Here is a 24,143-nt window from a genome sequence, read left to right as displayed (position 1 = left end):
AATCCAACAGATGGAAATCATGATGTCGATCGATCACGCTCATATATTGAAGTTCGACCTGAACCTGCTGGTTGCCTTTGATGCCCTGATGAGCGAGCGCAACGTCACGCGGGCGGCGCAGCGTATCGGCACATCCCAATCCGCCTTGAGCCACAATCTCGGCCGCCTGCGCGCGCTTCTATCGGATGAACTGTTTGTTCGCTCGGCGCGTGGGATCGAACCGACGCCACGGGCGCAGGAACTCGCGGAGACCGTCAGTAGCATCCTGTGCACGATCCAGTCCCGCCTGATCGAGCCGGAGCAATTCGACCCGGCAACGGACGAGCGAACCTTCACGCTCGGAATGACCGACTATCTCGAAAGCCTGTTGATGCCGCCGCTTCTCGCTTCCGTTCGCGAGCAGGCGCCACACGTCAATTTCGTGATACGGTCGCTCGACCAGGATTATCCCGCGGATCTTCTGGACAGCGGCGAGATCGACCTCGCGATCGGCAAGGTGGAAACCGGCAACGAACTCCATAAACGCCGCAAGCTCTGGTCCGAGCGTTATGTCATCCTCAGCAATCCCGAGACAACCGGCCGCTCCGGCATGATCGACCTCGAGACGTTTCTCGCGACCCCGCAGGCCGTGATCGTCAGCAAGGACGGCCGCTGCCGCCTTGTGGACGAAGTGCTAGCTGAGCGTGGATTGAAACGACGCGCAGCAGTGACGACGCCGCACCTCTTCACGCTGCCGATCCTGGTTCGGGATACGCACGTACTTGCCGCCGTGCCAGCAAGCTTCGCCCGTGCCTGGGCGCCGGTGTTCGGCCTCGCCATCAGCCCAGGACCGGTGGACATCCCGCCCTATGACATCTCGCTTGGATGGCACACCTCGTCCGACCGCAACGCCGGGCACGTCTGGCTACGCCAACAGGTCCTTGCGGCGCTCGAGCCTGTCCGCGCCAAGGTCCTTCAGGCGAATGCAGGATCCGATATCGCCTTGGTCGCCGCCGAATAGATCGCTCGGATTGTCACCTGATTGCCGGAATGGGAGAAGTACCGGGCGCCCTGGCGTCCGGTACTTGTATTGGCTTACATCCCCTGCTGGCCGCGGTTCATCGCGGCAATACCGGTGCGGCAGACCTCGATGAGGCCGAGCGGCTTCATGATCGAGACGAACTGGTCGATCTTCGAGGACTTGCCGGTGATCTCCAGGATGAAGTGATCGACCGTGGCATCGACCACTTTCGCATGGAAGGCATCCGCGAGCCGGAGCGTCTCGGCCCGGGTCTCGCCCGTGCCGATGACCTTGACGAGCGCCACTTCGCGCTCGATCGGACGCTCCTGGCCGAGTTCGCGGGCGCGTACCGTCAGATCGACCACCCGATGAACAGGAACGATGCGCTCAAGTTGAGCCTTGATCTGTTCGAGGACATGGGGCGTGCCGCGCGTCACGATGGTAATGCGCGACAGATGCGCCTGGTGCTCGGTTTCGGAGACGGTCAGGCTCTCGATGTTGTAGCCGCGGCCAGAGAACAGGCCGATGACGCGGGCAAGGACGCCCGGCTCGTTGTCGACGAGGACCGAAAGCGTATGGCTTTCGACCGCCGCCGTCTCGGGCGAGATGAAGTAGGCAGAGCCCGTCGGCTGAAGGTGTGCGTTCATGGTCTTGGGTTTCCTCTACCTTGATATCAAACGAGCTGACGGCCCTTGGCGTCGATCGCATTGGCGACCGCCTCGTCCGTGGCTTCGTCCGGCAGCAGCATTTCGTTGTGAGCCTTGCCCGACGGGATCATCGGGAAGCAATTGGCGAGATTGGCGACACGGCAATCGAAAATGACCGGCTTCTTCACGTCGATCATTTCCTGGATTGCGCCGTCCAGATCGTCAGGCTTGTCGCAACGCAGGCCAACGGCGCCGTAGGCTTCGGCGAGCTTGACGAAGTCGGGCATCGCTTCCGTATAGGAGTTCGACAGGCGATTGCCGTGCAGCAGCTGCTGCCACTGGCGAACCATGCCCATGTACTGGTTGTTCATGATGAAGATCTTGATCGGCGCTTCGTACTGGATCGCCGTCGACATTTCCTGGATGCACATCTGGATCGAGGCGTCGCCGGCAATGTCGATGACGAGGCTTTCCGGATGCGCGATCTGCACGCCGAGCGCTGCCGGCAGGCCGTAGCCCATGGTGCCGAGGCCGCCCGAAGTCATCCAGCGGTTCGGCTTCTCGAATCCATAGAACTGCGCTGCCCACATCTGGTGTTGGCCGACTTCGGTCGTGATGTAGGTGTCGCGATCCTTGGTCAGCGCATAGAGGCGCTCCAGCGCATATTGCGGCATAATGACATCGGTGTTCTTGGTATAGGCGAAGGAGTTGCGCGCCCGCCAGCGCGTGATATCGGCCCACCAATCGGCGATCTGGCTCTTCTCCGGCTTCTTCGGCAGAGCCCGCCACAAGCGGACCATGTCTTCCAGAACGCTTCCAACATCGCCGCGAATGCCAAGATCGACGCGAACGTTCTTGTTGATAGAGGACGGGTCGATGTCGATATGGATCTTCTTCGAGTTCGGTGAGAAGGCAGTGATGCGGCCGGTAATGCGGTCGTCGAAGCGGGCGCCGATGCAGACCATAACGTCGCAGTCATGCATCGCCATGTTCGCCTCGTAGGAGCCGTGCATGCCGAGCATCTTCAGCCAGTTCTTGCCTGATGCCGGATAGGCGCCAAGGCCCATCAGCGTCGAGGTGATCGGGAAATCCGTCAGCTCGACCAACTCGCGCAGAAGCTTGGTCGCCTCGGGGCCGGAGTTGATGACGCCGCCGCCGGTGTAGATGATCGGACGCCGTGCACTCGCCATCATCTCGACCGCCGCATGGATCTGGTTGAGATCACCCTGGATCTTCGGCTGGTAGCTCTTCTGGATCGCATGGGCCGCCGGCGGCGTATAAGTACCGGTGGCAAACTGGACGTCCTTCGGAATGTCGACGAGAACGGGACCCGGGCGGCCCGACTGCGCGATGCGGAAGGCTTCGTGAATAATCGCCGCGAGATCGTTGACGTCCTTGACCAGCCAGTTGTGCTTGGTGCAAGGGCGCGTGATGCCGACCGTATCGGCCTCTTGGAAGGCATCCGAACCGATCAGCGAGGTCGGAACCTGGCCGGTGAGGCAGACGAGCGGGATCGAATCCATCAAGGCGTCCTGCAGCGGCGTGACGGCATTCGTCGCACCCGGACCGGAAGTAACAAGCAAGACACCGACCTTGCCGGTTGAGCGGGCATAGCCTTCGGCCGCATGGCCGGCGCCCTGCTCATGGCGGACGAGAATGTGCTTGATCTCGTCCTGCTGGAAGATCTCGTCGTAGATCGGCAGCACTGCGCCACCCGGATAGCCGAAGATATGCTCGACGCCGTTGTCCTTCAGCGCCTGGAGGACGATCTCCGCTCCCGTCATCCGATTGCCTGCTGCCTGATTGTCCGTGCCCGTCATGTTTCTTTTCCGTTTTGACTGCTGGGATTTGAGTTCTGTGGTCCGGAAGCCCGAATTTCGGGCATAAAAAAAGGCCCCTGAGGGAGCCTGTCATCTAGCGCATGGGTGGCTATCGCCGGATGGTTACACCATCCTGCCCATGCGCTTTCCCACCACGATAAGAGCTACTGCAATTTTCATGGGGCGAAGTGATAGACAGAAAATTTCGCATCGTCAACGCATGCCGCAATAAAAAATCGAGCCCGATCGCACCAGCCGAACGTGTGCCGGAATGATCACCTATCGCAAAAAGACTTTCTTAAACGTTCGCTCATATCCTCCTTTACTATCGCAGGGAGTAGCCTTTTGCTGAACAAGGACTTGCACACGTCAGGCAAGGCAGGCGAGCATGACCGCCGCGATGACCAGACTCCGGGCAACCGGTTTCTCGGCCGCGTTGTTGCGTGCAGCGGGTCTCGCGCAACCATCGCCGCCGTCGCCGAAGCTGGGGGCACGGAGCTTGCCGAACTGTGGTCGGTCGGAAAGCTGATTTCGATCAGCGTTGGCCGAAATCGTGTGGTCGCCATCGTCTTCTCCATGAACACCGACAGTCACGGCTGGGGTGAAGGAAAAGACAACCACTTCCAGATCGAAACCGAGTTGCTCGGCGAAGTTCGCGTCGACGAGGACGGTCGCGAGCAGTTCTCGACCGGCATTTCGCGCTATCCCTATCTTGGCGCCATCGCCCACCGCATTCGCGCGAGCGACCTGATGCGGATCTACGATGCCGGCAGCGGAACGACGGCGGTCATCGGCAAGCTCACTCAGGACGAGAGCATCGATGCCGCGATTCATATCCCTTCGATGCTGTCCAAGCACTTCGCCATTGTCGGATCGACCGGCGTCGGCAAGTCGACGGCCGTCTCTCTGCTCCTGCACAAGGCAATCGAGGCAGACCCGAAGCTCCGTGTCCTGATCCTGGACCCGCACAACGAATTCGCGGCCGCTTTCCCAAAGCATTCGGTGGTTATCGACACGGACACGCTCGATCTGCCCTTCTGGCTGATGAAACTGGAAGAGTTCGCGGAAGTCGTCTTCCGGGGTCGAACACCCATCCCCGAGGAAGTCGATATTCTGCGCGACTTGTTGCCGGAGGCCAAGCGCGGCTTTCGCGGCAGCGACAACTCGATCGTGCGGCGCACCACCGAAAAAAGCTCGATTACCGCTGATACACCTGTTCCCTATCGCATGGCCGATCTGCTTGCGCTGATCGACGAGCGCATCGGCAGGCTCGAGGGTCGCGACGAAAAGCCTCTACTCAGATCGCTGAAGATGCGCATCGTCGCCGCCATCAACGATCCGCGCTACCACTTCATGTTCTCAAGCAATACGATCAGCGACACCATCATGGAGACGGTGGCGGAAATATTCCGTATCCCTGGCGATAGCAGGCCGATCTGCACCTTCCAGCTATCGGGCATCCCTTCTGAAGTAGTGAACTCGGTTGCCTCGGTCCTCTGCCGTATGGCCTTCGAAATCGCGCTGTGGAGCGACGGCGCTATCCATATGCTTGTCGTCTGCGAAGAGGCCCACCGTTACATTCCGTCCGACCCGAATCTCGGCTTCTTCCCCACAAGACAGGCCATCGCCCGTATCGCCAAGGAAGGCCGCAAGTACGGCGTATCGCTCGGGATCATCACGCAGCGACCCGGCGAACTCGACCAGACGATCCTGTCGCAGTGCTCGACCCTCTTTGCGATGCGCCTTGCCAATGACCGGGACCAGGAGATAATTCGCTCGGCCATCCCGAACTCTTCGATCTCGACGACCAGCTTCATCTCCTCGATCGGAAACGGTGAAGCGATCGCCTTTGGCGAGGCCATCAGCGTGCCGATGCGCATGCGCTTCTCGCGCGTCGATGTGCAGTACCTGCCCAAGGCGAACGGCGCCAGCGTCAAGGTGAGCGAGGAGGATCCTGATAACGTCGACCTGCGGAAGATCGTGACACGCATGCGTGCCGTCGCCGGTCCAGATATCTCGGCGTTCCAGCAAAGCTATTCGGCCGCCATCTCTCCCAGCGGTGCCTACGAAGACGAAGACAGCTTTGGTGACGACTTCGACGAATTGGTAGCGGCCCCTTCCTACCCATCGGCCAACATAGCAACAACACCGCCACTGGCCCCGATCGAACCCTATCGCCGCGATATGTTGCCGGGTGCGGGCTCCGCGCGCGAGCCTGCGGCCGCCGCGTCGCCCGCACCACTCGCAGCATCGGAAACATCTATCGACAGCCGCCTCGAAGCCCTGAGGCGCGAAATGCGCGGAGAGCCTTCCTCCGGACCAGGTGACAGACCAACTGCCACGGGCGGCATCCGCCGGGAACCTGGCGTGTCTCTTCGTGACAGCATCCTGAAAAAGCCGCTCAGCAGCCTGAACAACAAGGAATAGCCGACCTCCGAGCGGTTCTACGGGAGGCGCTCCCAGCTTTCGTCCATCTGGTTGCGAAACCAGGTCATCTGTCGCTTGGCGTATTGCCGCGTCGCCGCAGCCCCCCGCTCCAGCACTTCGTCGCGGCTAAGCTCGCCTCTCAACATCGCCGCAATCTGCGAAACGCCGATGGCCTTCATGACCGGCATATCGGGCGGCAGCGAAAGCGAAAGCAGGGTCTTCACCTCGTCCTCAGCCCCCTGCTCCAACATCTTCTCGAACCGACCGTTGATCCGCTGGTGAAGGATGGCCCGATCAGGTGCGACGACGATCTTGCGAGAAGTCGAAGGATCGACGATCACAGGGCCGGTCTGCGCCTGGAAATCGGCAATCGATCGACCGGTCGCCTCGAGGACCTCCAGCGCTCTTACGATCCGCTGCCCATCCTGTGGGCGCAGACTTTCGGCGACCAATGGATCGCGCTCCCGCAGCTGCCGATAGAGTTCGTCGCGTCCTTCCTCCTGCAAGCGCGAACGAAGGCGGCTTCGCACCTCCTCCGGTATTGCAGGCATATCCGAAAGCCCACCGGTCAGCGCCTTGAAGTAGAGGCCCGTTCCGCCCACGAAGATTGGTTTGCGCCCGTCGGCATGAAGGCGTGGCAGAAGCTCGGTGACATCCCGCAGCCAAGCGCCCGTCGAATAGGCCAGGTTCGCCGGGACATGACCGTAGAGGTAATGCGGCACGCCTTGCATATCCTCGTCCGAGGGTCGCGCCGTCAGCACGCAAAGCGTGTCGTAGACCTGCATGCTGTCGGCGTTGATGACGACGCCATTATGCTGTTTCGCAAACTCGACGGCCAAGGCGGACTTGCCGCTGGCGGTCGGCCCGGTTATCAGGATCGCGTTCACTGCGCTCAGAAGGTTTTCCATCATGGCTCTCGTTGCCACGCTTGTTGCCAATCCGTCAAATCCTGTTCTCACGCCTGTCATTGCCGAGCAGGCATCCGACGCCGTGAATGCTTCCGGCCTATACTGGCTTGCCGATGGCGTTGCCTGCGATATCGCGCTGAGAGATGGGACGGATGTGGAAGCCGCCCGCGCCAACATTCTCGCCGTCATCGGCAGCGCTTCGATCGACCTTGTCATCCAGGACGCAGAGACGCGCCGCAAGAGACTGCTGATCGCCGATATGGACTCCACCATGATCGGCCAGGAATGCATCGACGAACTCGCCGCCGAAGTCGGTCTGAAGGAAAGGGTCGCCGCGATTACCGCTCGAGCCATGAATGGTGAGATTGCCTTCGAGCCTGCCCTTCGCGAGCGTGTCGCCCTCTTGAAGGGACTGCCGATATCGGTCGTGGATGAAGTCATTGCCAAGCGCATCACACTGACCCCAGGTGGCCGCGAACTGATCGCCACCATGAAATCCAAGGGGCATTATACGGCGCTGGTCTCCGGCGGCTTTACCGTCTTCACCGGTCCCATCGCAAAGACGCTCGGCTTCGATGAAAACCGGGCGAACGTTCTTCTGGAAGACAACGGCGTTCTCACCGGCTACGTCGCCGAACCTATCCTCGGCAAGCAAGCCAAGGTCGATGCGCTGAACGACATTTCAGAAAAGCTGGGAATTTCACCGAAGGACGCCCTTGCCGTCGGCGACGGCGCAAACGATCTCGGCATGCTTCAACTCGCCGGATCCGGCGTCGCGCTGCACGCCAAGCCGACCGTCGCCGCACAGGCAAAAATACAGATCAATCACGGCGACCTTAGCGCTCTCCTCTATATCCAGGGCTACCGCAAGACCGATTTCGTAACGCCATGACAGTGATCCTAACGACCGATCGCCTGCTTCTGCGCAATTGGACTGACGAGGATCGGCCGCTTTTCCACGAGATCAATTCCGATCCCGAGGTGATGGAATTCTTCGCCGTCCGTCGCGACCGCACCGAGGCAGATTCGATGCTGGATACGATCCGCGATGCCATCGCCGAAACAGGTCTTGGCTTCTATGCCGCGGCTCTGAAGGAAACCAACGAGCCGATCGGCTTTTGCGGCCTCTGGCGACCCGAACTCGAGCCTTTCCTGCCGGCAGGCACCATCGAGGTGGGCTGGCGTCTAGCGAAGAGACATTGGGGCAAGGGCTATGCGACGGAAGCGGGAGCGGCAGCCCTTCGGCGTGGCTTCACCGAGTTCGATCCTCCCGAAATCGTCTCTTTCGCGGTGGCGGACAATCATCGCTCCACCGCCGTCATGCGCCGACTTGGCCTGCATCACGAACCCGCCCGCGATTTCGACCATCCAAGGGTTCCCGACACGCATCCGCAGCTGAAACGCCACGTTCTTTATGCAATCAGGCGTGAGCAATGGAAGCGTGGAATCGGCTGACGAAAATTGTCGTGCGCGACGGAAACCCCAGAAAGATCCGGCGCCGACTGTGATCCTCGGCGAAGGCACCACTCAGCAGTTCGTGAAAAGATGGGCCGCGCTGCGTCCTGCTATTCCATCGGCACTGCGACAAAGCGCAAGTCGCCGTTCGACGACGCGATCATCATCTGTGCGTTGCGCCGGCCTTCCTGCTTAAGCGACTGCACTTTCGCGGCAACCGCCTCGGGCGAGCGCATGAACTCCTGCGCCACCTCAACGATTACATCGCCGGGTTTCAGGCCCTTCTCCGCCGCCAGCGAACCGGGTGCGACCTCGGCAACCAGTACCCCGTCAACGCTTTCCGCGATCCCGAAGGTCTTGCGGGTCTCAGCGCTGAGCTGCGAAAGCGAGAGGCCGAGCACGTTCTTGGGGTTCGTTGTATCAGGCGTTGCCTGATCCGCCTTGCCCTTGGCATCCGGCATCGGCTGGCTCTGCTGATCATCGGGCTCGTCCATATCCTGGTTCTCGTCAGGATCCGGATTGATGATACCACCCTTATTCGGGTCGGCATCGTTGGAGGCAGCCTGATCGCTGTCTTCCAGCCGGCCGAGCTTCACCTTGACGGTCTGCTCCTTGCCATCGCGAAGAACGACGACGTCGACTTCCTTACCGACAGGGCTCTCCGCCACAACGCGCGGCAGATCACGCATCTCGTTGACCGGTTTGCCGTCGAATTTCAGGATGACATCGCCCGCCTTGATCGAACCGTCATCGACCGGCCCGCCCTTGATGACGCCGGCCACCAGCGCACCCTTGGCGCTCGAGAGACCGAGGCTATCGGCAACATCGTCGGTCACCGGCTGGATGCGAACGCCGAGCCAGCCGCGGCGCGTCTCGCCGAATTCGCGCAACTGCTCGACGACACCCGCAGCCAATTCCGACGGCACCGAGAAGCCGATACCGATCGATCCGCCGCTCGGCGAAATGATCGCCGTGTTGATGCCGATGACCTCGCCCTTCATGTTGAAGAGCGGGCCGCCGGAATTGCCCTTGTTGATCGCCGCATCCGTCTGGATGAAATTGTCGTAGGGGCCGGCGTTGATGTTGCGTCCACGCCCCGAAATAATACCCACGGTTACCGATCCGCCGAAGCCGAACGGATTGCCGATCGCCATGACCCAGTCGCCGATCCGCATCACGCTGGAATCGCCGAACTTGACGGCCGTCAGCGGTGCCTTCGGCTCAACCTTGAGGACCGAAAGGTCAGTCTTCGTATCGGTCCCGATGAGCTTCGCCTTCAGCTTAGTGCCGTCGGCGAAATTGACCTCGATGTCGTCTGCTCCCTCAATCACGTGGTTGTTCGTGACGATGTAGCCTTGCGGATCGATGACGAAGCCGGAACCCAGCGAATTGACGTTGTGGTTGCCGCCCTTGTTGCCCTTCTGCTTGTTGAAGAAGTCGTTGAAGAACTCCTGGAACGGTGAACCGTCGGGCGCGCGCGGCGCCGGGCCGACGCCCTCATCGTCCTTGACATTCTGCGATGTCGAAATGTTCACGACGGCATTGAGAAGCCCTTCGGCGAGATCGGCAACGGATGCCGGACCGTTCAGCGGCGACGTGGTGCCCTGAGCTTGCACCGAGCCGGTGAAACCAACATTAACCAGAAGTGCGGCGCCGGCCAGGAGAGCGAGCGATCGTCTGAAGGTCGGGCGGGTCGTCGGGGCCATCAAGCATCCTCATTTCAAATAAAACGCACTCTGAGCACCAGCATACGGCGGAATGATGGAGGGCGAAATCACCTTTTCGCGAAATCCCGTGCAATCTATTCGCGGCGCCGCCGCCATCCAATCGCAACATAAAAAAGGGCCGGCAAAACTGCCGGCCCGCACTTGGTTTTCCAGGTTCCGATGCCCCGATCAGTTCGTCGGTGCAGTCGGCATCGCCGGCGGTGGCGCGTTTCTTGGCGCACCGCTTGCGTCGTTGAAGAAGCGGAAGAACTGCGAGTTCGGAGAGATCACCAGCGTGGTGTCCTGCGACGTCAGTGCCGTGGAATAAGCGGCCATAGAACGATAGAACTCGAAGAATGCCGGATCCTTGCTGAAGGCATCCGCAAACAACCTGTTGCGCTCGGCGTCACCTTGACCGCGGAGGATCTCGGAATCGCGCTGCGCCTCGGCAGTGATCTCAACGACCTGCCTGTCTGCGATAGCCCGGCGACGCTGGCCCTCTTCCGTACCCTGCGCGCGCAGGAGTTCAGCTTCGGCAAGGCGCTCGGCGCGCATGCGGTCATAGGTCTTTGGCGCAACTTCGCGCGTCAGGTCCGTACGGCGGATACGAACGTCCTGAATGTTGACGCCCAGGTCCTCGGCATCGCGATGCAGATCGTCACGCACCTCGAGCATCATTGCCACGCGCTCTTCCGACAGCGCGGCATCGAAGTCGCGCAGACCGTACACACGGCGAAGTGAGGAATCGAGCTGCGTGCGAAGGCGCGCCTCCGCTGCCTCGCGATCGCCCGACACGGTTTCGCGGAACTTGCGCACGTCCCTGATGTCATAGATCACGAAAGCATCGACATCGAAGGTCGCACCACCGCGAACCTGGACACGAATGTTGTCAAGGTCGAAGCGAAGGGCCTGCCTTTCGACGATCTGGACGCGATCGGCATCCATGAAGGCGAATGGCAGCTTGAAGTATATGCCCGGCTCGGTCTTCACCGACTGGATCTGACCGAAGCGGACCACGATTGCCTGCTCGCGCGCGTTCACAACGAAGACCGACGAATAGAGCGCGATCAAGACGACGGCGAGAAGGCCTAGGATGAGAGGAAGCCTGTTCGATGTCATGGCTCAACCTCCCTGCTGTGCCGGTTTGCCGATCTCGTTGAGCGGCAGATAGGGCACAACCCCCTGCTTCTCATCGATCACGACCTTCTTGGAGTTCTTCAGAACCTGCTCCATCGTTTCGAGGAAAAGGCGTGTCCGGGTTACGTCCGGCGCCTTCGCGTACTGATCGTTAATGAACGAGAAGCGCTGGGCCTCACCTTCGGCCTCCTTGACGACGCGGTCCTTGTAGGCCGCTGCCGCTTCGCGGATCTGGGCGGCGTCACCGCGCGCCTGACCGAGCTTCTGGTTGGCGTATTGATTGGCCTCTTCGACGAGCCGCTGCTTGTCCTGGTCGGCGCGCTGCACTTCTTCGAAGGCATCGGCAACTTCACGTGGCGGCGCCACGTCCTGGATCGTCACGGCACCGATGGAGATACCAGCCCGGTAACGGTCCATCGTCCCCTGGACGATGTTGGCGACTTCGGTCTCGATCGGCTGACGATTGTCACGGAACGCGTCCTGGGCCGGACGGCGACCAACGACTTCGCGCATGGCGCTCTCAGCGACCTGCTGCAGGGTCTCGGCCGGATTCTCGACGTTGAAGAGATAGGCCTTCGGATCGCTAACCGTGAAGAAGACGGAGAACTGGACGTTCAGGATGTTCTGGTCGCCGGAAAGCATCAGCCCGCTTGACGAAGAGGCGGACGTCGATGCCGCGCCGATGTTCTGCTGCTGCATCGTCACCTTGACGATCTCGACGGTCTCCATCGGCCACAGGTGGAAGTGCAGGCCAGGCGTGGAAATCTCTTCTTTGGGACGACCGAAACGCAATTCGACGCCGCGCTCGTCCGGCTGGACGATGTAGATGCACTGGAAGAGCCAGAACACCACAAGAATCGCCGCCGCAATGACGAGGACGCCACCGTTCAACCCGCCGGGCACTATGTTACGAAGCTGATCCTGGCCGCGCCTGATGATGTCTTCGAGATCAGGCGGCCCGCCCTTGCCACCGCCGCCACCGCGCGGGCGATTGGGCCCTTGCCCCCATGGTCCCTGATTGTTACCGCCGCCACCGCCCCAAGGGCCGCCGCCGCCATTCTGATTGCTCCAGGGCATCAAAACCTCGTTATTCGTTAAACTCACGACCGCCTACTCCACGGGGGCGGCGGACGTAGGCAGTCGTGACCGTTATAGGTATCGCCGCATCTGCTTTCAACGCAGCATGAGGAACTTGGCAATATTTATTGGAAAATAGTTGGTTTTCAGCGCTTAGCGCCTGTCGTAGACCACGAATTTCGTGGGATAGCTATCCTTGTCGCCTGCCGGCACCTCAATCGTCTCGGTCGCCCTCCAAAGCGTGGCGTCAATCGTGGGAAACGACGTGTCACCGTCAACGGATGTTTCGACATGCGTCACGCACAATCGATCGGCGAGATCGAGCGCCTGCGTATAGATCTGCCCACCGCCGATGATGCAGATTTCGTCCTCGCCGCTTCGTTTCGCAATGTCCTCGGCAAGACCGATGGCCTCGGTCAGGGATCGGGCCATACGCACATCCGGATGGTCTATTGCAGCGGCCTGTCGAGAGATCACGACATTGGCCCGCCCCGGCAACGGTTTTCCGATCGATTCATAAGTCTTCCGGCCCATGATGACGGACTTACCCAGCGTTAGAGCCTTGAACCGCTTGAGATCCGTGGATAGCCGCCATGGCATGTCCCCGTCCCGCCCGATGATGCCGTTCTCGGAAACGGCAACCACGATGGTCTTTCGAATTTCTGACATCAAGCTCTCCGATCAGGCCGCGATCGACGCAGTGGCGCCGGCGCCGGCTTCGTGGCCGGGCGCACCGTCTGCGCCATTATTTTTTCTGGGTACTCGGTACACTTGATTGAGCCTTCGTTCGGAGGTGTCGGGATCGATTCGATAGTGTCATAAAATCGTTGGCGTGGTCTAACCTTTCCTCCGGATATCCCGAGGAAGTTAGGATGGCATCGTATCGATTGTGATCGGTCTCGCCATTGCTCACATCAATGTCCCAGTCACCTAGGCGGCTGTCCGGACGCAATAGCCTGATCGCAGCCTGTGCCATCAAACGCCGGGCTCTCCTCAAACCGCGTCGAGGTCGTAGATGCGGCCCGTCAGCCATGCCGGCCAGTCGCGCTCGAAGAACGACTTGGCACCCTCGTCGAACTTGCGGTTTGGGCGGGTGGCTATCCGCATCGCGTCGCCTTCCAGTCGGACGACGATCTGCTCCTCGCGATGGGCGTCGCGCTCTTTCCGGAAGCGAAACTCCTCCAGCGGGCCGCCATTGGAAAGCGGAAGCGACTCTCCCGTAGTATCGCATATCGCGCGCGCACCACGGCTCCCGCCGCCGTTTCGAATGAAATAATCCAACGCGGCCAGCACCGCTTCCGAGGCGAGCGCCATCTGCCGCCATTGAAGTGCCCGCCCTGCCTCGGCAGCGCGCTCGTAGGCAATGCCCTTGGCCCGAATTTCGGCATTGAGCCGCCGCGCCTCGACCAAGGCCGAGGCCACGCTTTCGCCGTCGCAGATCAGGCCAGCCTTGTCGCTCATCCGCGCCTGAACTTCCGTACGGATTGCCTTTGCGGCCAGCGGACTGTCGCCCTTCAACATCCCCAGCAGCTCGAAGACGGCGGCGCCTGCGACAACCCGCAGGTCGCTCGAGAGAGCCTTCTTCGCCCTGCCACTTGCGCCGATATGCTCGGCAACGCGCGTCCCAAAGACCTGCCCCGCATTCAAGGCCGCGCCTCCTGGTCTCGTCACTCCGTGCGTACCCGCCGCCTCGCCGACCGCGTAGCAGCCCGCGAGACTGCTGCGCCCCCAGGTGTCGACCATGATGCCGCCATTCATGTGCTGGTTGTTGACGGCAAACTCCAGCGGGGCTGCAGCAATATCGACCTTGTAGCGGCGATAAAGTTCGATCGCGAGCGGATTCATATGGCGAAGACGATGGATCGGCAGATCCTGGGTCGCCGCCGCATTCCCAAGATAGCGCTTCACATCGTCATCGAGGCGCTCGAGATCGAAAGGCAGGTCGCCTGGCACCGGGAGCGGGTTCCGATTGAAGTCCATGAACACGCGCCGACCGGCCGCAGTTTCGCGATAGATCGCGAGGTCGACGAGGCTCGAACCGAAGTCGAGCATCCTCGTGGAGTGGAACGGCCACTGGTATCCCTTGCGGAAGACGTTCGACGCCAGTTCCTGCGTGGTCCGGTAGTATTCGGCGAGGAAGTTATGCTCTGTGCCCTCGGCATCGACGGAATAGATGTGCGGTATGGCCTGGACGTACGTCCCAGACAGGTTCCAGGGAAAGCCTTCCCGGCGCGTTCCAATGCCGAACTGGCTCTCGGTCAGGTTCACCAGGTCGACGCCTGCCTCGAGCGCCAGCCCAAGCGAACCGAAACAGCCGTTCGGATAGACGCTGTCGCGGTAGAGCTCGCCCGGTCCGCCCGCGGCAAGAACGATCACCTCCGTGGCGAACAACGCAACGCCGAGCGGATTGGTCTCGGTCCGGTCGTTTGCCCGAACGGCGAGAGCGCCGACCACGCGCCGGCTTCCCTGCTCGCCTTCCGTCAGGATCTTGACGGCGGTCGTATGGTTATAGAACGGGATGTCGAGCCGGATGGCTTCCTCGGCCAGAACCTTGACCATGAGCCTCGAGGTGCGCGGACCGCAGCTCGTTGCCCTTCCCACTTCGTCGTGGTCGGTTTGATAGCGGAGGGTGCCACCGAGCGGCTCCTGCGGCAGCGGCAGTCCAAGGAACTGCAGGGACGCCATCATTCGGCCCGATCCGACGGCCTCGACATAGGCCGTGTCCTCGTCCATCGCGCCGCCGGCCCGGATCGCCCGTGCCATCGCCTTGTAATTGTCGCCCTGATCCGCGGTATTCGCCGTATGGAGCGTCTGCTTGTCCGATCCGGAACAGGCTGAGGTCCCACCCCATGCACTTTGGCTCATGATTGCGACGTCGTCTCCACGGCGATTGAGCTCCACGGCGGCCCGCAGTCCCGCTGCCCCCGATCCAACGACGACGCATCCCGCCCTGTAGACCGGCACGTCGATACCCGCGAGCCGAATGGTCTCCGAGGGTGCGGCTTCCTGCGCCAACCGAGGCATGTCGACGTCAGTCAGGGCGTCGAGGATGTGCTGCGGGACATCGATGGTCATTGGACTGGTCCTTGGGATCTTCGTGCGATCAAACAAGCGGGATGTCGACCCAGCGCCTCAGGCGAGAAGACTCCATGCACGCGTCGACGATCTGGCAGATGTGATGGCCGTCCTCGAACGTCGGCCACATGGGAGTCTTGGTAGTAATCGATTTCACCACCTCGGCGGCTTCGATGATCTTGCTCTCGTTGTAGCCGAGTGCGAAGTTCGGAAGCGGCAGGAATGCCCTGAAGGTTGGGTTTTCCGGGCCGACGTCGATTTCGCGAAATCCGCTCCGGCCGGTGCGGTCGTCGTTCGTGTAGAAGCGGAGCCGATTCACCTCATCATAGGTGTAGGCGATGCTGCCCTTGGTTCCGTAGATTTCGTAGGTCTGCATGAACTTGCGGCCAGTGGCGACACGACTGAAGTCGACGATACCGGCTGCGCCATTCTCGAAGCGGCAAAGGAGGTTCGTGGCATCGGGATTGGTGATGTCAGCCCACGTCTCGTCGCCCTTGAGCTTTACCTGTTCGCCGTAGGCAAGCCCCTCGACAACAGGGCGTTTGGGAGTGACGATCAGGTTGTCGGCAATCAGCGAGCTGACGCGGCCGACGAGAAACTCCATGAAGCTGAAGATGTGCGACCCGGTGTCGCCGACGATGCCCGTCGGAGCAAGCTTTCCGTCGGCGCGCCACATGAAGGGCGTCATAGGATCGCCATACATGTCTACATGCTGGCAGCCCTTGAACATCTTGATCTCGCCGATCTCGCCCGCCTCGATGATCTCCTTGGCGAGGTCATGGACTGGGTTACGAGGAAACGCATGGCCAACGCGGGTGATGACGCCCTTTTCCCTGGCGATGTCGGCAAGCTCGCGAGCCTCAGCGGCGGTGTTTGCCAACGGCTTCTCGCAGTAGACGTGCTTGCCTGCGATCAGGGCGGCTTTGGCCACCTCGTAGTGCAGGCTGTCGGGCAGGCAGATGTCGATGAGATCGACGTCCGGGTCGGTTACCGCCTGCTTCCAGTCCTGCAGGATCTTGGCGCCGGGAGCTCGTCTGGCAAGATCTTCCGCAGCCTTCGGATTGGCCTCGACGATGGCGACGACGCGCGCGGTCCCGCCGGACACCCCCAGGAAATGAGGAAACGTCTGGTAGGCCATGGTATGAACCTTGCCCATCCAGCCGGAGCCGCCCAGCACCGCTACCCTGACTTCGGCCATTATGAAAACTCCCCTGAAAGCCGGTCCGTTCATGACCGGTCACTGCTGTTTCAACTGTTCCGCGTTGTCGCGCAGGCGTGACGTGTTTTGCCGTCCTACCGAACGCCGGCCCGAGCCCTCGGACGCGTATCGTTGCGCTCGTACGAGAAGATCGTCGATGGAAGCGGTGGCAGGTCGCGGATGAGGTCCGATCCCTTTTCGCCAACCATGATGGTCGGAGCGTTGGTGTTGCACGAGGGAATCCTTGGCATGATCGAGGAATCGCAGATGCGCAGCCCCTCGAGACCATGGACCCTGAGATCGAGGCCGACGACGGCGTCCGGGCCTGTCCCCATCTTGCAAGTGCCGACGGGATGGTGGTCGGTCTTGGCATTCGCGCAGCCGTACTCGATGAGCTGCTCATCGGTCATGATCTTCGGACCGGGAAGACGTTCAGCCAGAACGTAGGGCTTGAGCGCCGCCTGCTGCATGATCTCGCGAGCGATCTTCAGGCCCTCGAGCGACATCTTCTTGTCGCGCGGGTCCGACCAGTAGTTCGGATCGATCAGCGGTGCTGCTGCGGGATCGGACGAAGACAGGCGGACCGTGCCGCGCGATCTCGGGTGGAGATACGCGGAGTTGAGCGTGACGCCCGCGTTCCTCAGGCGCTCGACCCCAGCCTCGATGCCGGATCCCAGGCCGAGGTGGAACTGGATGTCGGGCGAACGGGCGTCCGGATCGGCGTACCAGAAACCGCCAGTTTCGAAGAGAGATGAGGCCACCGGCCCCGTGCGGAAGAGCACGTACTCCATCCCGGCCCATAGGGTGCGGTGCAGCTTGGCGACCCCGTCATATGTGTGGTCTCCGGTGCATTCGGAGATGACGAAGAGATCGAGGTGATCCTGCAGGTTGCCGCCAACGCCCGGAAGATCATGGAGCACCTTTACACCTACGGCACGCAGGTGGTCGGCAGGACCAATGCCCGACTGAAGAAGCAGCTTCGGCGAACCGATCGCGCCCGAGGAAACAAGCACTTCACGCTCGGCGCGAATGACCTCCGGACCGTTTCCGCTTGCTATCTCGACGCCGACGGCACGATTGCCTTCCAGGACGATGCGCGAGACGCGCGCGCCGGTGCGCACCTTTAGGTTCTTGCGATTCTTGATCGGCGAGATGTAGGCCATGGATGCCGAGGAGCGGCGATGGTCGCGCTGCGTAACCTGGTAGAAGCCGATACCCGCCTGCTGGCGGCCGTTGAAGTCGGGGTTGTAGGGAATACCAAGCTCCTGCCCCGCGCGGATATACGCGTCGCAAATGGGCAGAGGTGCGGCCGGCATGGATACGCCGAGCGGACCACCATAGGAATGGTAGTCGTCCGAGAAGCGCTGATTGTCTTCAGCGCGCTTGAAGTAAGGGAGTATCGCGCGATAGTCCCAGCCCTCGCAACCGTCTTCGCTTGCCCAGAGATCATAGTCGGCCGCATTGCCGCGGGTGTAGAGCTGGGCGTTGATCGACGAACCGCCGCCGATCACCTTCGCCTGCGTGTAGCGCAGCACCCTGCCGTTCATGTGTTTCTGCGGAACCGTCTCCCAGCCCCAACTGGCGACGCCCTTCGTCATCTTCGCGAAGCCCGCCGGCATGTGGAACAGCGGGTTCCAATCGCCGCCGCCGGCTTCAAGCAGCAGCACCTTGACGTTCGGGTCTTCGCTCAGCCGGTTTGCAAGCACGCATCCGGCCGGACCAGCTCCCGTGATGATGTAGTCGAAACGCATTTTGCTAATCCTGTTGGATGCGAGAGAACAATGGGCCGACTTGCAAATCCTGCGATGCGATATGGTCGGCTACGCGCAGCGCCTGGCTCGCCACCGTGAGTGCGGGATTTACCGCAGCCGACGTCGGCAGGAAGCTGGCGTCCACGACGAACAGGTTCCGGTGATCATAGGCGCGGCAGTATGGATCGAGCGGCGCGTTCGCCGGGTCATTCCCGATCCTGACGGTGCCGCACTGGTGCGACGGCGTGCGCTTGTCGAAGGGCTTTGAAAGGACGATCGGGAATCCGATCGACTTGAGTACCGCCTTCAGCTTCGCGACCAGCGCGAGATGCGCGTCCCAATTCGTTCGCTGCCACTGCAGCACGATGCGGTCGCCGTCGACCATCACACGGCTTTCCGGGTTCGGCACGTCCTCGCTCATCGCATAGAAGTCGATCGCGTGGCTTGTCATGGTGTGCAACAGCCATTCCGGAGCCCAGGGCAGCGACCCCTTCAGTACCTTCGCCGAAATCCTGCCCAGCAACTGCACGTTCCCCAACGGCGGGCCGCCGCTTCCATCGGACAGATAGAAATCGTTGAATCCGAACGTCTTCTGGTAGATCGACGTGTTTCGGTAGGTGGGCGAAACCGCGATCACGGCCGAGGAATTATGATTCATGAAGTTCCGCCCGACCTGATCGGAGGAATTCGCGAGTCCATTCTTGTGACGCGCATCGGCCGAGCGCAACAGCAGGACAGCGGACTGAACGGCGCCCGCCGAGAGAATGACGAGCTTCGGAGCAACGGTAAGGTCCTCACCGTTCTTGCGGTAATGGACGCGCTCGATCCTGCCATTCTCGCCCGCCTCGAGCTTCGTGACCTTCGCGTTCGTCTCAAGGCGGACGTTCGGATACTCCAGAGCCTTGAGGAGGGCAGCCGTCTCGGCGTCCATCTTTCCATCGCGGGAATTGGGATGCGCGTCCCAGGGCGTTCTCGCCTTCGACAGCCAGGCGTCGATATCCACTCCCAATGGCAGCGAGAACGGATGCAGGCCCTTGGCCTTCAGCCGCGCCCTGACATCGGCAATCGGCGGTTCGTCGGGAACCGGTGGGTAAGCGTAGTTGCCCGAGTGAACGGGCTCTGTCGGGTCATCTCCCAGGTTTCCCCGAACCTCGTACAGACGTTCCGCGCGGCTGTACCAAGGTTCCAAAACTTCGTAGGGAAACGGCCACGCGGGCGACACCCCTTCCCCATGTTGCATCTCCTCGAAATCCTCCCGGCGATAGCGCGAGAGCACGGCGCCGTAGAATTTCGAGTTGCCGCCGACATTGTAGTAGTTGCCCGGATTGAAGCCGGTGCCGTCGGCTTCGTACCAGGTTTCCTTCGGCCGAAAATGGCCGCGCTGAAAGATCGCGCGTTGATCCCGGTTCTCAGGACGATCGGCGATGAAATCACCCGCTTCGAGGATCAGGATATCGGCGCCAGTCGCCGCCAGTCCGGCGGCGACCGTGGAGCCGCCCACGCCCGAGCCGATGATGACGATATCAGGAGAGCTGTTCATGTTTGGAATCCTGGCTCCTGGTTTAAGCGATGCGGGTTTGGCTTTGCGGATCGAAGAACACGGCCTTGTCGAGGTTGAAGGCGAGGCGGGCGTGCTGGCCGGCCTGGATGCGGGCGTCGGCCCTGAGCCGCGCCACGACCTCCTTGCCGCCGAGCTTGGTGACCGCGAAGGTGTCGGATCCGGCCGGTTCCACCACCTCGATCAGGCAGTCGCTTTCGGCCAGCGCCTTGGCGTTGCGGTCCGCACCGTCAGGATCGGTCAGCGCCTCGGGGCGGATGCCGAAGACGATCTCGCGGCCGGTATGCGCTTCGAGCGCGCCGTTGCCCGCCGTGACAGGCAGCCGGATCGGCTCGCCCTGCGGACGTGAAAGCGACACGGTCAGGCCGGACGCCCCCTTCTCGATCGTCCCCGCGAGGAGGTTCATCGCCGGCGAGCCCATGAAGTCGGCGACGAACATGTTGGCCGGGTTGTTGTAGATCTCGGCCGGCGTGCCGAACTGCTGCACCTCGCCGTCGCGCATGACGGCGATCTTGGTGGCCAGCGTCATCGCCTCGATCTGGTCGTGGGTCACATAGACGATCGTCGTGCCGGTCGCCTGGTGCAGCCGCTTGATCTCGATGCGCATGTCGACGCGCAGCTTGGCGTCGAGGTTGGAGAGCGGTTCGTCGAACAGGAACAGCTTCGGGTCGCGCACCAGGGCGCGGCCCATGGCGACGCGCTGGCGCTGGCCGCCCGACAGCTGGCTCGGCTTGCGATTGAGCAGGTGGCCGATCTGCAGCACCTTGGCGACCTTGTCGATCGCCTTGTTGCGCTCCTCGACCGGCACGCCGCGCATCTCCATGCCGAAGGCGATGTTTCCGGCCACCGTCATGTTCGGGTAGAGCGCGTAGCTCTGGAACACCATGGCGATGTCGCGCTTCGACGGATGCAGGTCGGCAATGCTGCGGCCATCGACGCGAATGTCGCCCTCGGTGATCGATTCCAGGCCGGCAATGGTGTTGAGCAAGGTCGACTTGCCGCAGCCGGACGGGCCGACGAGCACGAGGAAGCCGCCCTTTTCCAGGTCAAGGTTGATGCCCTTGAGGATCTCCAGCGAGCCGAAGCGCTTCTTGAGACCTGAGATTTCGAGGAAAGCCATTGGATTATCCTTTGACAGCGCCCGCCATCAGGCCACGCACGAAGTAGCGGCCGGCGAGAATGTAGACGAGGAGGGTCGGAAGCGCTGCGATCATCGCCGCCGCCATGTTGACGTTGTATTCGACGACACCGGTGGAGGTGTTGACGACGTTGTTCAGCGCCACCGTCATCGGCATGGAATCGCCCGTGCCGGCATAGGCCGAGGCAAACAGGAAGTCGTTCCAGATGTTGGTGAACTGGTAGATGACGGTGACGACGATGATCGGCAGCGAGTTCGGCAGCATGATGCGGCGGAAGATCTGGAAGAAGCTGGCACCGTCGACCTGCGCCGCCTTCACCAGTTCGGTCGGAAAGGCCTCGTAATAGTTGCGAAAGAACAGCGTCGTGAAGCCGAGGCCGTAGACGACGTGAACGGTGACGAGGTTGACGGTCGGATTGCCGAAGCCGAGCGACATGCCGATCTGGTCGCGCAGCGTCGCCCCGAAGCGGCCGAGGCTGCCAAGGATGGTCGCCATCGGCAAGAGCACCGACTGGAACGGGATGAAGCAGGCAAACAGCATCAGGCCGAACACCAGCGTGTGGCCGGGGAAGCGCCACTTGGTCAGGATGTAGCCATTCAGCGCGCCCATGATCGTCGAGATCGCCACGGCCGGAACGACCATCTTGATCGAGTTCCAGAAGTAGCCCTTGATGCCGGCGCAGGTCAGCCCGACGCAGGCCTGCCCCCAGGCCTTGAACCAGGGCTCGATGGTCGGCGACTGCGGCAGCGCCAGCATGTTGCCGTTCTGGATCTCGTCCATCGTCTTGAACGAGGTCACCAGCATGACGAACAGCGGCATCAGGTAGATGATCGCGAAGATGACAAGCAGCCCGTAGATGAAGATCCGGCTGAACAGTCTGTTGCGCGAGGCGCTGGCCGCACTCGGCAGGGTCGAGGTGACGGCGCTCATCGCGATTTCTCCCTGAGTTCCGAATAGAGATAGGGAACGATGATCGCCGAAATCGTCATCAGCATGATCACCGCGCTCGCCGAGCCGACGGCCATCTCGTTGCGCTTGAAGGTGTATTCGTACATGAAGTTGGACGGCAGCCAGGCCGAGCCGCCGGGGCCGCCCGAGGTCAGTGCCACAACCAGATCGTAAGACTTGATCGCCATGTGGGCGAGCACGATGAAGGCCGACAGGAAGATCGGTCTGAGCAACGGGATGATGATGCGGCGATAGAGCTGCACGGTCGTCGCCCCGTCGATCTGCGCCGCCTTCATGATCTCGCTGTCGATGCCGCGAAGGCCGGCAAGGAACATCGCCATGACGAAGCCGGACGCCTGCCAGACACCGGCGATCACGACAGTATAGATCACGAAGTCCTTGTTCTTGATCCAGTCGAAGTGGAAGCTCGTCCAGCCGAACTGATGCAGCGTCTGCTCGAGCCCGAGCCCCGGATCGAGGAACCATTTCCAGGCAACGCCGGTGACGATGAAGGAGAGCGCCATCGGATAGAGGAAGATCGGCCGCAATATGCCCTCGCCGCGGATCTTCTGGTCGAGCAGGATCGCCAGGAACAGGCCGAGCGCCAGGCAGATGCCGACATAGAGCACACCGAAGATGCCCATGTTGGTGATCGAGGTGTACCAGCTGGACGGCGGATCGCTTTCGAACGTCCAGCGCCACAGCCGCTGATAGGCGCGCGGGCCCGTCAGCACGTAGGACGGAAAGGTCTTGGAATTGGTGAAGGACAGATAGATCGTCCAGAGGATGAAGCCGTAGACGAACACAAGCGTGATGGCGAAACTCGGCGCGAGCACGATCTTCGGCAGCGCGTCCTGCAGGCGCGCGCGGATGGAAATGGGCGTTCCACGGTGCGGCGTGAGAACGGTTTTATCGGTAGCGATGGTGCTCATGGGGTCATCTCCTCCAACGAGATCGTCCGTGGCGGAATCTTCCCCGCCGACACCGGCGGGGAAGACCGTGGGAGGCCTTGATTACTTGGCGTCGTCGATGGCCTTGACGAGCTCTTCGACCGCCTGGTCGGAGGTCTTGATCTGGCCATGCACGAACTTCGAGACGACGTCCTTGTAGGCATTGGCAACCGCCGGAGGCGCGCCATAGCCCTGGGCCAGCGAGCCGTACAGCGTGCCGCCTTCATTGGCCTTCTTCAGGTCGGCGATACCCTTCTTGCCGCAGGCGTCGAAATCGGTATCCGGAACGTCGGTACGGGCCGGAACCGAGCCCTTGACGACGTTGAACGCCGACTGGAAGCTCTTCGACAGCGTTGCCTTGGCAAGCGCCACCTGTGCTGCCTTGCGGTCGTCAGGCACGTTGAACATGCCGAACATGTCGGAGTTGTAGATCACGCTGCCGTCGGTGCCCGGGAAGCGGTAGCACAGGAAGTCGGTGTTCGGTGTCTTCTTGGCGGCGACGAACTCGCCCTTGGCCCAGTCACCCATCACCTGCACGAGCGCATCGCCCTTGATGACCATGGCGGTCGCAAGGTTCCAGTCGCGTCCGGAGAAGTTCGGGTCGACGTACTGGACGATCTTCTGCAGGTTGTCGAACGACTTCTTCATCGTGTCCGACTTCAGCGACTCCTCGTCGAGGTCGTTCATCGCCTTCTTGTAGAACTCGGGGCCGCCCGTCGACAGCACGATCGAGTCGAACATCGTCGCTTCCTGCCAGTTCTGGCCGCCGAGCGCCAGCGGCGTCACGCCGGCAGCCTTCGCCTTGTCGAGCAGCGCGATCAGGTCGTCGAAGGTCTTCGGCTCGGTGCCGCCGATCTTGTCCATCACACCCTTGTTGATCCACAGCCAGTTGACCGAGTGGACGTTGACGGGGGCTGCGACCCACTTGCCGTCATAGACGGAGAACTTCTGCAGCGCCGCCGGAACCGCCTTGTCCCAGCCCTCGGCCTTCGCCGTCTCCGTCAGGTCCCCCATGACGCCGGCCTGGGCGTAGTCGAGAACGGTGTAGCCGAGCATCTGCGAGGCCGTCGGATAGGTGCCGGCCGCAACCATCGCCTTCAGCGCCGTCATCGCCGCATCACCGCCACCACCGGCAACCGGCACGTCCTTCCAGGCAAACCCCTCCTTCGACAGATCCTCCTTCAACACGTTCAAGGCCGCTGCCTCGCCGCCGGACGTCCACCAGTGCAGCATCTGCACTTCCTTCACATCCGCAGCCTTGGCAGCACCCAAGCCCGCAACACTCATCGTCACCAACGCTGTCGTCATCAAAAACTTGCGCATCGTTTCCTCCCGGTTTGCAAGTTC

Annotated in this window: 19 protein-coding genes; 4 read left to right on the top strand and 15 right to left on the bottom strand. The window is 61.6% G+C overall.

Features of this window, described 5'->3' with window-relative positions:
• Positions 1–22 precede the first annotated feature (22 nt).
• Entirely contained in the window at positions 23–1,000 is a 978-nt protein-coding gene (locus tag AS026_RS24795; protein ID WP_025662148.1) for a LysR family transcriptional regulator, read from the top strand.
• 74 nt (positions 1,001–1,074) lie between these two features.
• Here AS026_RS24795 and ilvN read toward each other — a convergent pair whose 3' ends face one another.
• Positions 1,075–1,647 (bottom strand): acetolactate synthase small subunit, encoded by a 573-nt coding sequence (ilvN, locus tag AS026_RS24790; protein ID WP_018858672.1) that lies wholly within the window; start codon positions 1,645–1,647, stop codon positions 1,075–1,077.
• A gap of 26 nt (positions 1,648–1,673) precedes the next feature.
• Positions 1,674–3,467 carry an acetolactate synthase 3 large subunit gene (locus AS026_RS24785; protein WP_025662147.1) on the bottom strand — a complete coding sequence of 598 codons (1,794 nt, stop codon included), beginning with the start codon at positions 3,465–3,467 and terminating at the stop codon, positions 1,674–1,676.
• A 345-nt stretch (positions 3,468–3,812) separates the two neighbouring features.
• On the opposite strand from AS026_RS24785, the gene AS026_RS24780 reads away from it, so the two are divergent.
• Positions 3,813–5,894 carry an ATP-binding protein gene (locus AS026_RS24780; protein WP_062372395.1) on the top strand — a complete coding sequence of 694 codons (2,082 nt, stop codon included), beginning with the start codon at positions 3,813–3,815 and terminating at the stop codon, positions 5,892–5,894.
• Between the two features lie 17 nt (positions 5,895–5,911).
• On the opposite strand, the gene miaA is transcribed toward AS026_RS24780, so the two are convergent.
• Positions 5,912–6,802, bottom strand: a complete 891-nt coding sequence (miaA, locus tag AS026_RS24775) for a tRNA (adenosine(37)-N6)-dimethylallyltransferase MiaA (RefSeq protein WP_205634486.1) — start codon at positions 6,800–6,802, stop codon at positions 5,912–5,914.
• 1 nt (position 6,803) lies between these two features.
• Here miaA and serB point away from each other — a divergent pair, with 1 nt between their 5' ends.
• Complete coding sequence (serB, locus tag AS026_RS24770; protein ID WP_062372386.1) at positions 6,804–7,694, top strand: phosphoserine phosphatase SerB; 891 nt, start codon at positions 6,804–6,806, stop codon at positions 7,692–7,694.
• A complete protein-coding gene (locus AS026_RS24765; RefSeq protein WP_025662143.1) occupies positions 7,691–8,257 on the top strand; it encodes a GNAT family N-acetyltransferase in 567 nt (188 codons plus the stop codon). The genes serB and AS026_RS24765 overlap by 4 nt, the downstream gene beginning before the upstream one ends.
• A gap of 110 nt (positions 8,258–8,367) precedes the next feature.
• Here the strand turns inward: AS026_RS24765 and AS026_RS24760 are convergent, their stop codons facing one another.
• The 12 genes from AS026_RS24760 to AS026_RS24705 all read right to left on the bottom strand — a co-directional run bounded on the left by AS026_RS24760 (position 8,368) and on the right by AS026_RS24705 (position 24,119).
• Positions 8,368–9,963, bottom strand: a complete 1,596-nt coding sequence (locus AS026_RS24760) for a DegQ family serine endoprotease (RefSeq protein WP_025662142.1) — start codon at positions 9,961–9,963, stop codon at positions 8,368–8,370.
• Positions 9,964–10,152: 189 nt separating this feature from the next.
• Entirely contained in the window at positions 10,153–11,082 is a 930-nt protein-coding gene (gene hflC / locus AS026_RS24755; protein ID WP_025662141.1) for a protease modulator HflC, read from the bottom strand.
• 3 nt (positions 11,083–11,085) lie between these two features.
• A complete protein-coding gene (gene hflK / locus AS026_RS24750; RefSeq protein ID WP_025662140.1) occupies positions 11,086–12,177 on the bottom strand; it encodes an FtsH protease activity modulator HflK in 1,092 nt (363 codons plus the stop codon).
• A 153-nt stretch (positions 12,178–12,330) separates the two neighbouring features.
• On the bottom strand, positions 12,331–12,846 hold the full coding sequence (locus AS026_RS24745; protein ID WP_025662139.1) for a dihydrofolate reductase: 516 nt from the start codon (positions 12,844–12,846) through the stop codon (positions 12,331–12,333).
• Positions 12,847–13,170: 324 nt separating this feature from the next.
• Complete coding sequence (locus AS026_RS24740; RefSeq protein ID WP_062372381.1) at positions 13,171–15,252, bottom strand: FAD-dependent oxidoreductase; 2,082 nt, start codon at positions 15,250–15,252, stop codon at positions 13,171–13,173.
• A 28-nt stretch (positions 15,253–15,280) separates the two neighbouring features.
• Positions 15,281–16,450 (bottom strand): Gfo/Idh/MocA family protein, encoded by a 1,170-nt coding sequence (locus tag AS026_RS24735; protein WP_062372377.1) that lies wholly within the window; start codon positions 16,448–16,450, stop codon positions 15,281–15,283.
• Between the two features lie 95 nt (positions 16,451–16,545).
• Positions 16,546–18,201 (bottom strand): GMC family oxidoreductase, encoded by a 1,656-nt coding sequence (locus AS026_RS24730; RefSeq protein ID WP_025662136.1) that lies wholly within the window; start codon positions 18,199–18,201, stop codon positions 16,546–16,548.
• 4 nt (positions 18,202–18,205) lie between these two features.
• Complete coding sequence (locus tag AS026_RS24725; protein WP_062372375.1) at positions 18,206–19,741, bottom strand: FAD-dependent oxidoreductase; 1,536 nt, start codon at positions 19,739–19,741, stop codon at positions 18,206–18,208.
• Between the two features lie 22 nt (positions 19,742–19,763).
• The gene (locus AS026_RS24720) at positions 19,764–20,879 is read right to left on the bottom strand and encodes an ABC transporter ATP-binding protein (RefSeq protein WP_025660749.1); all 1,116 of its coding nucleotides are present in this window, start codon (positions 20,877–20,879) and stop codon (positions 19,764–19,766) included.
• 4 nt (positions 20,880–20,883) lie between these two features.
• The gene (locus AS026_RS24715) at positions 20,884–21,828 is read right to left on the bottom strand and encodes a carbohydrate ABC transporter permease (protein ID WP_018117075.1); all 945 of its coding nucleotides are present in this window, start codon (positions 21,826–21,828) and stop codon (positions 20,884–20,886) included.
• Entirely contained in the window at positions 21,825–22,778 is a 954-nt protein-coding gene (locus AS026_RS24710) for a carbohydrate ABC transporter permease (protein ID WP_029792362.1), read from the bottom strand. Before AS026_RS24710 ends, AS026_RS24715 begins: the two co-directional genes overlap by 4 nt.
• Before the next feature lie 81 nt (positions 22,779–22,859).
• Positions 22,860–24,119 carry an ABC transporter substrate-binding protein gene (locus AS026_RS24705; RefSeq protein WP_018117077.1) on the bottom strand — a complete coding sequence of 420 codons (1,260 nt, stop codon included), beginning with the start codon at positions 24,117–24,119 and terminating at the stop codon, positions 22,860–22,862.
• Positions 24,120–24,143: the final 24 nt, after the last annotated feature.

It is taken from the genome of Rhizobium altiplani, assembly GCF_001542405.1.
Classification (GTDB): Bacteria; Pseudomonadota; Alphaproteobacteria; order Rhizobiales; family Rhizobiaceae; genus Rhizobium; species Rhizobium altiplani.
Note: the sequence above shows the minus strand (reverse complement) of the source record. Positions and strands in the feature narration are given on the sequence as shown.

Coding starts and splice junctions, on each gene's coding strand:
- AS026_RS24795 (WP_025662148.1), top strand. CDS start 23: ATGTCGATCGATCACGCTCATATATTGAAGTTCGACCTGAACCTGCTG.
- serB (WP_062372386.1), top strand. CDS start 6,804: ATGGCTCTCGTTGCCACGCTTGTTGCCAATCCGTCAAATCCTGTTCTC.
- AS026_RS24735 (WP_062372377.1), bottom strand. CDS start 16,450: ATGGCCGAAGTCAGGGTAGCGGTGCTGGGCGGCTCCGGCTGGATGGGC.
- AS026_RS24745 (WP_025662139.1), bottom strand. CDS start 12,846: ATGTCAGAAATTCGAAAGACCATCGTGGTTGCCGTTTCCGAGAACGGC.
- AS026_RS24710 (WP_029792362.1), bottom strand. CDS start 22,778: ATGAGCACCATCGCTACCGATAAAACCGTTCTCACGCCGCACCGTGGA.
- AS026_RS24725 (WP_062372375.1), bottom strand. CDS start 19,741: ATGAACAGCTCTCCTGATATCGTCATCATCGGCTCGGGCGTGGGCGGC.
- AS026_RS24785 (WP_025662147.1), bottom strand. CDS start 3,467: ATGACGGGCACGGACAATCAGGCAGCAGGCAATCGGATGACGGGAGCG.
- AS026_RS24705 (WP_018117077.1), bottom strand. CDS start 24,119: ATGCGCAAGTTTTTGATGACGACAGCGTTGGTGACGATGAGTGTTGCG.
- AS026_RS24740 (WP_062372381.1), bottom strand. CDS start 15,252: ATGACCATCGATGTCCCGCAGCACATCCTCGACGCCCTGACTGACGTC.
- AS026_RS24715 (WP_018117075.1), bottom strand. CDS start 21,828: ATGAGCGCCGTCACCTCGACCCTGCCGAGTGCGGCCAGCGCCTCGCGC.
- hflK (WP_025662140.1), bottom strand. CDS start 12,177: ATGCCCTGGAGCAATCAGAATGGCGGCGGCGGCCCTTGGGGCGGTGGC.
- AS026_RS24765 (WP_025662143.1), top strand. CDS start 7,691: ATGACAGTGATCCTAACGACCGATCGCCTGCTTCTGCGCAATTGGACT.
- ilvN (WP_018858672.1), bottom strand. CDS start 1,647: ATGAACGCACACCTTCAGCCGACGGGCTCTGCCTACTTCATCTCGCCC.
- AS026_RS24730 (WP_025662136.1), bottom strand. CDS start 18,201: ATGCGTTTCGACTACATCATCACGGGAGCTGGTCCGGCCGGATGCGTG.
- miaA (WP_205634486.1), bottom strand. CDS start 6,802: ATGGAAAACCTTCTGAGCGCAGTGAACGCGATCCTGATAACCGGGCCG.
- hflC (WP_025662141.1), bottom strand. CDS start 11,082: ATGACATCGAACAGGCTTCCTCTCATCCTAGGCCTTCTCGCCGTCGTC.
- AS026_RS24720 (WP_025660749.1), bottom strand. CDS start 20,879: ATGGCTTTCCTCGAAATCTCAGGTCTCAAGAAGCGCTTCGGCTCGCTG.
- AS026_RS24760 (WP_025662142.1), bottom strand. CDS start 9,963: ATGGCCCCGACGACCCGCCCGACCTTCAGACGATCGCTCGCTCTCCTG.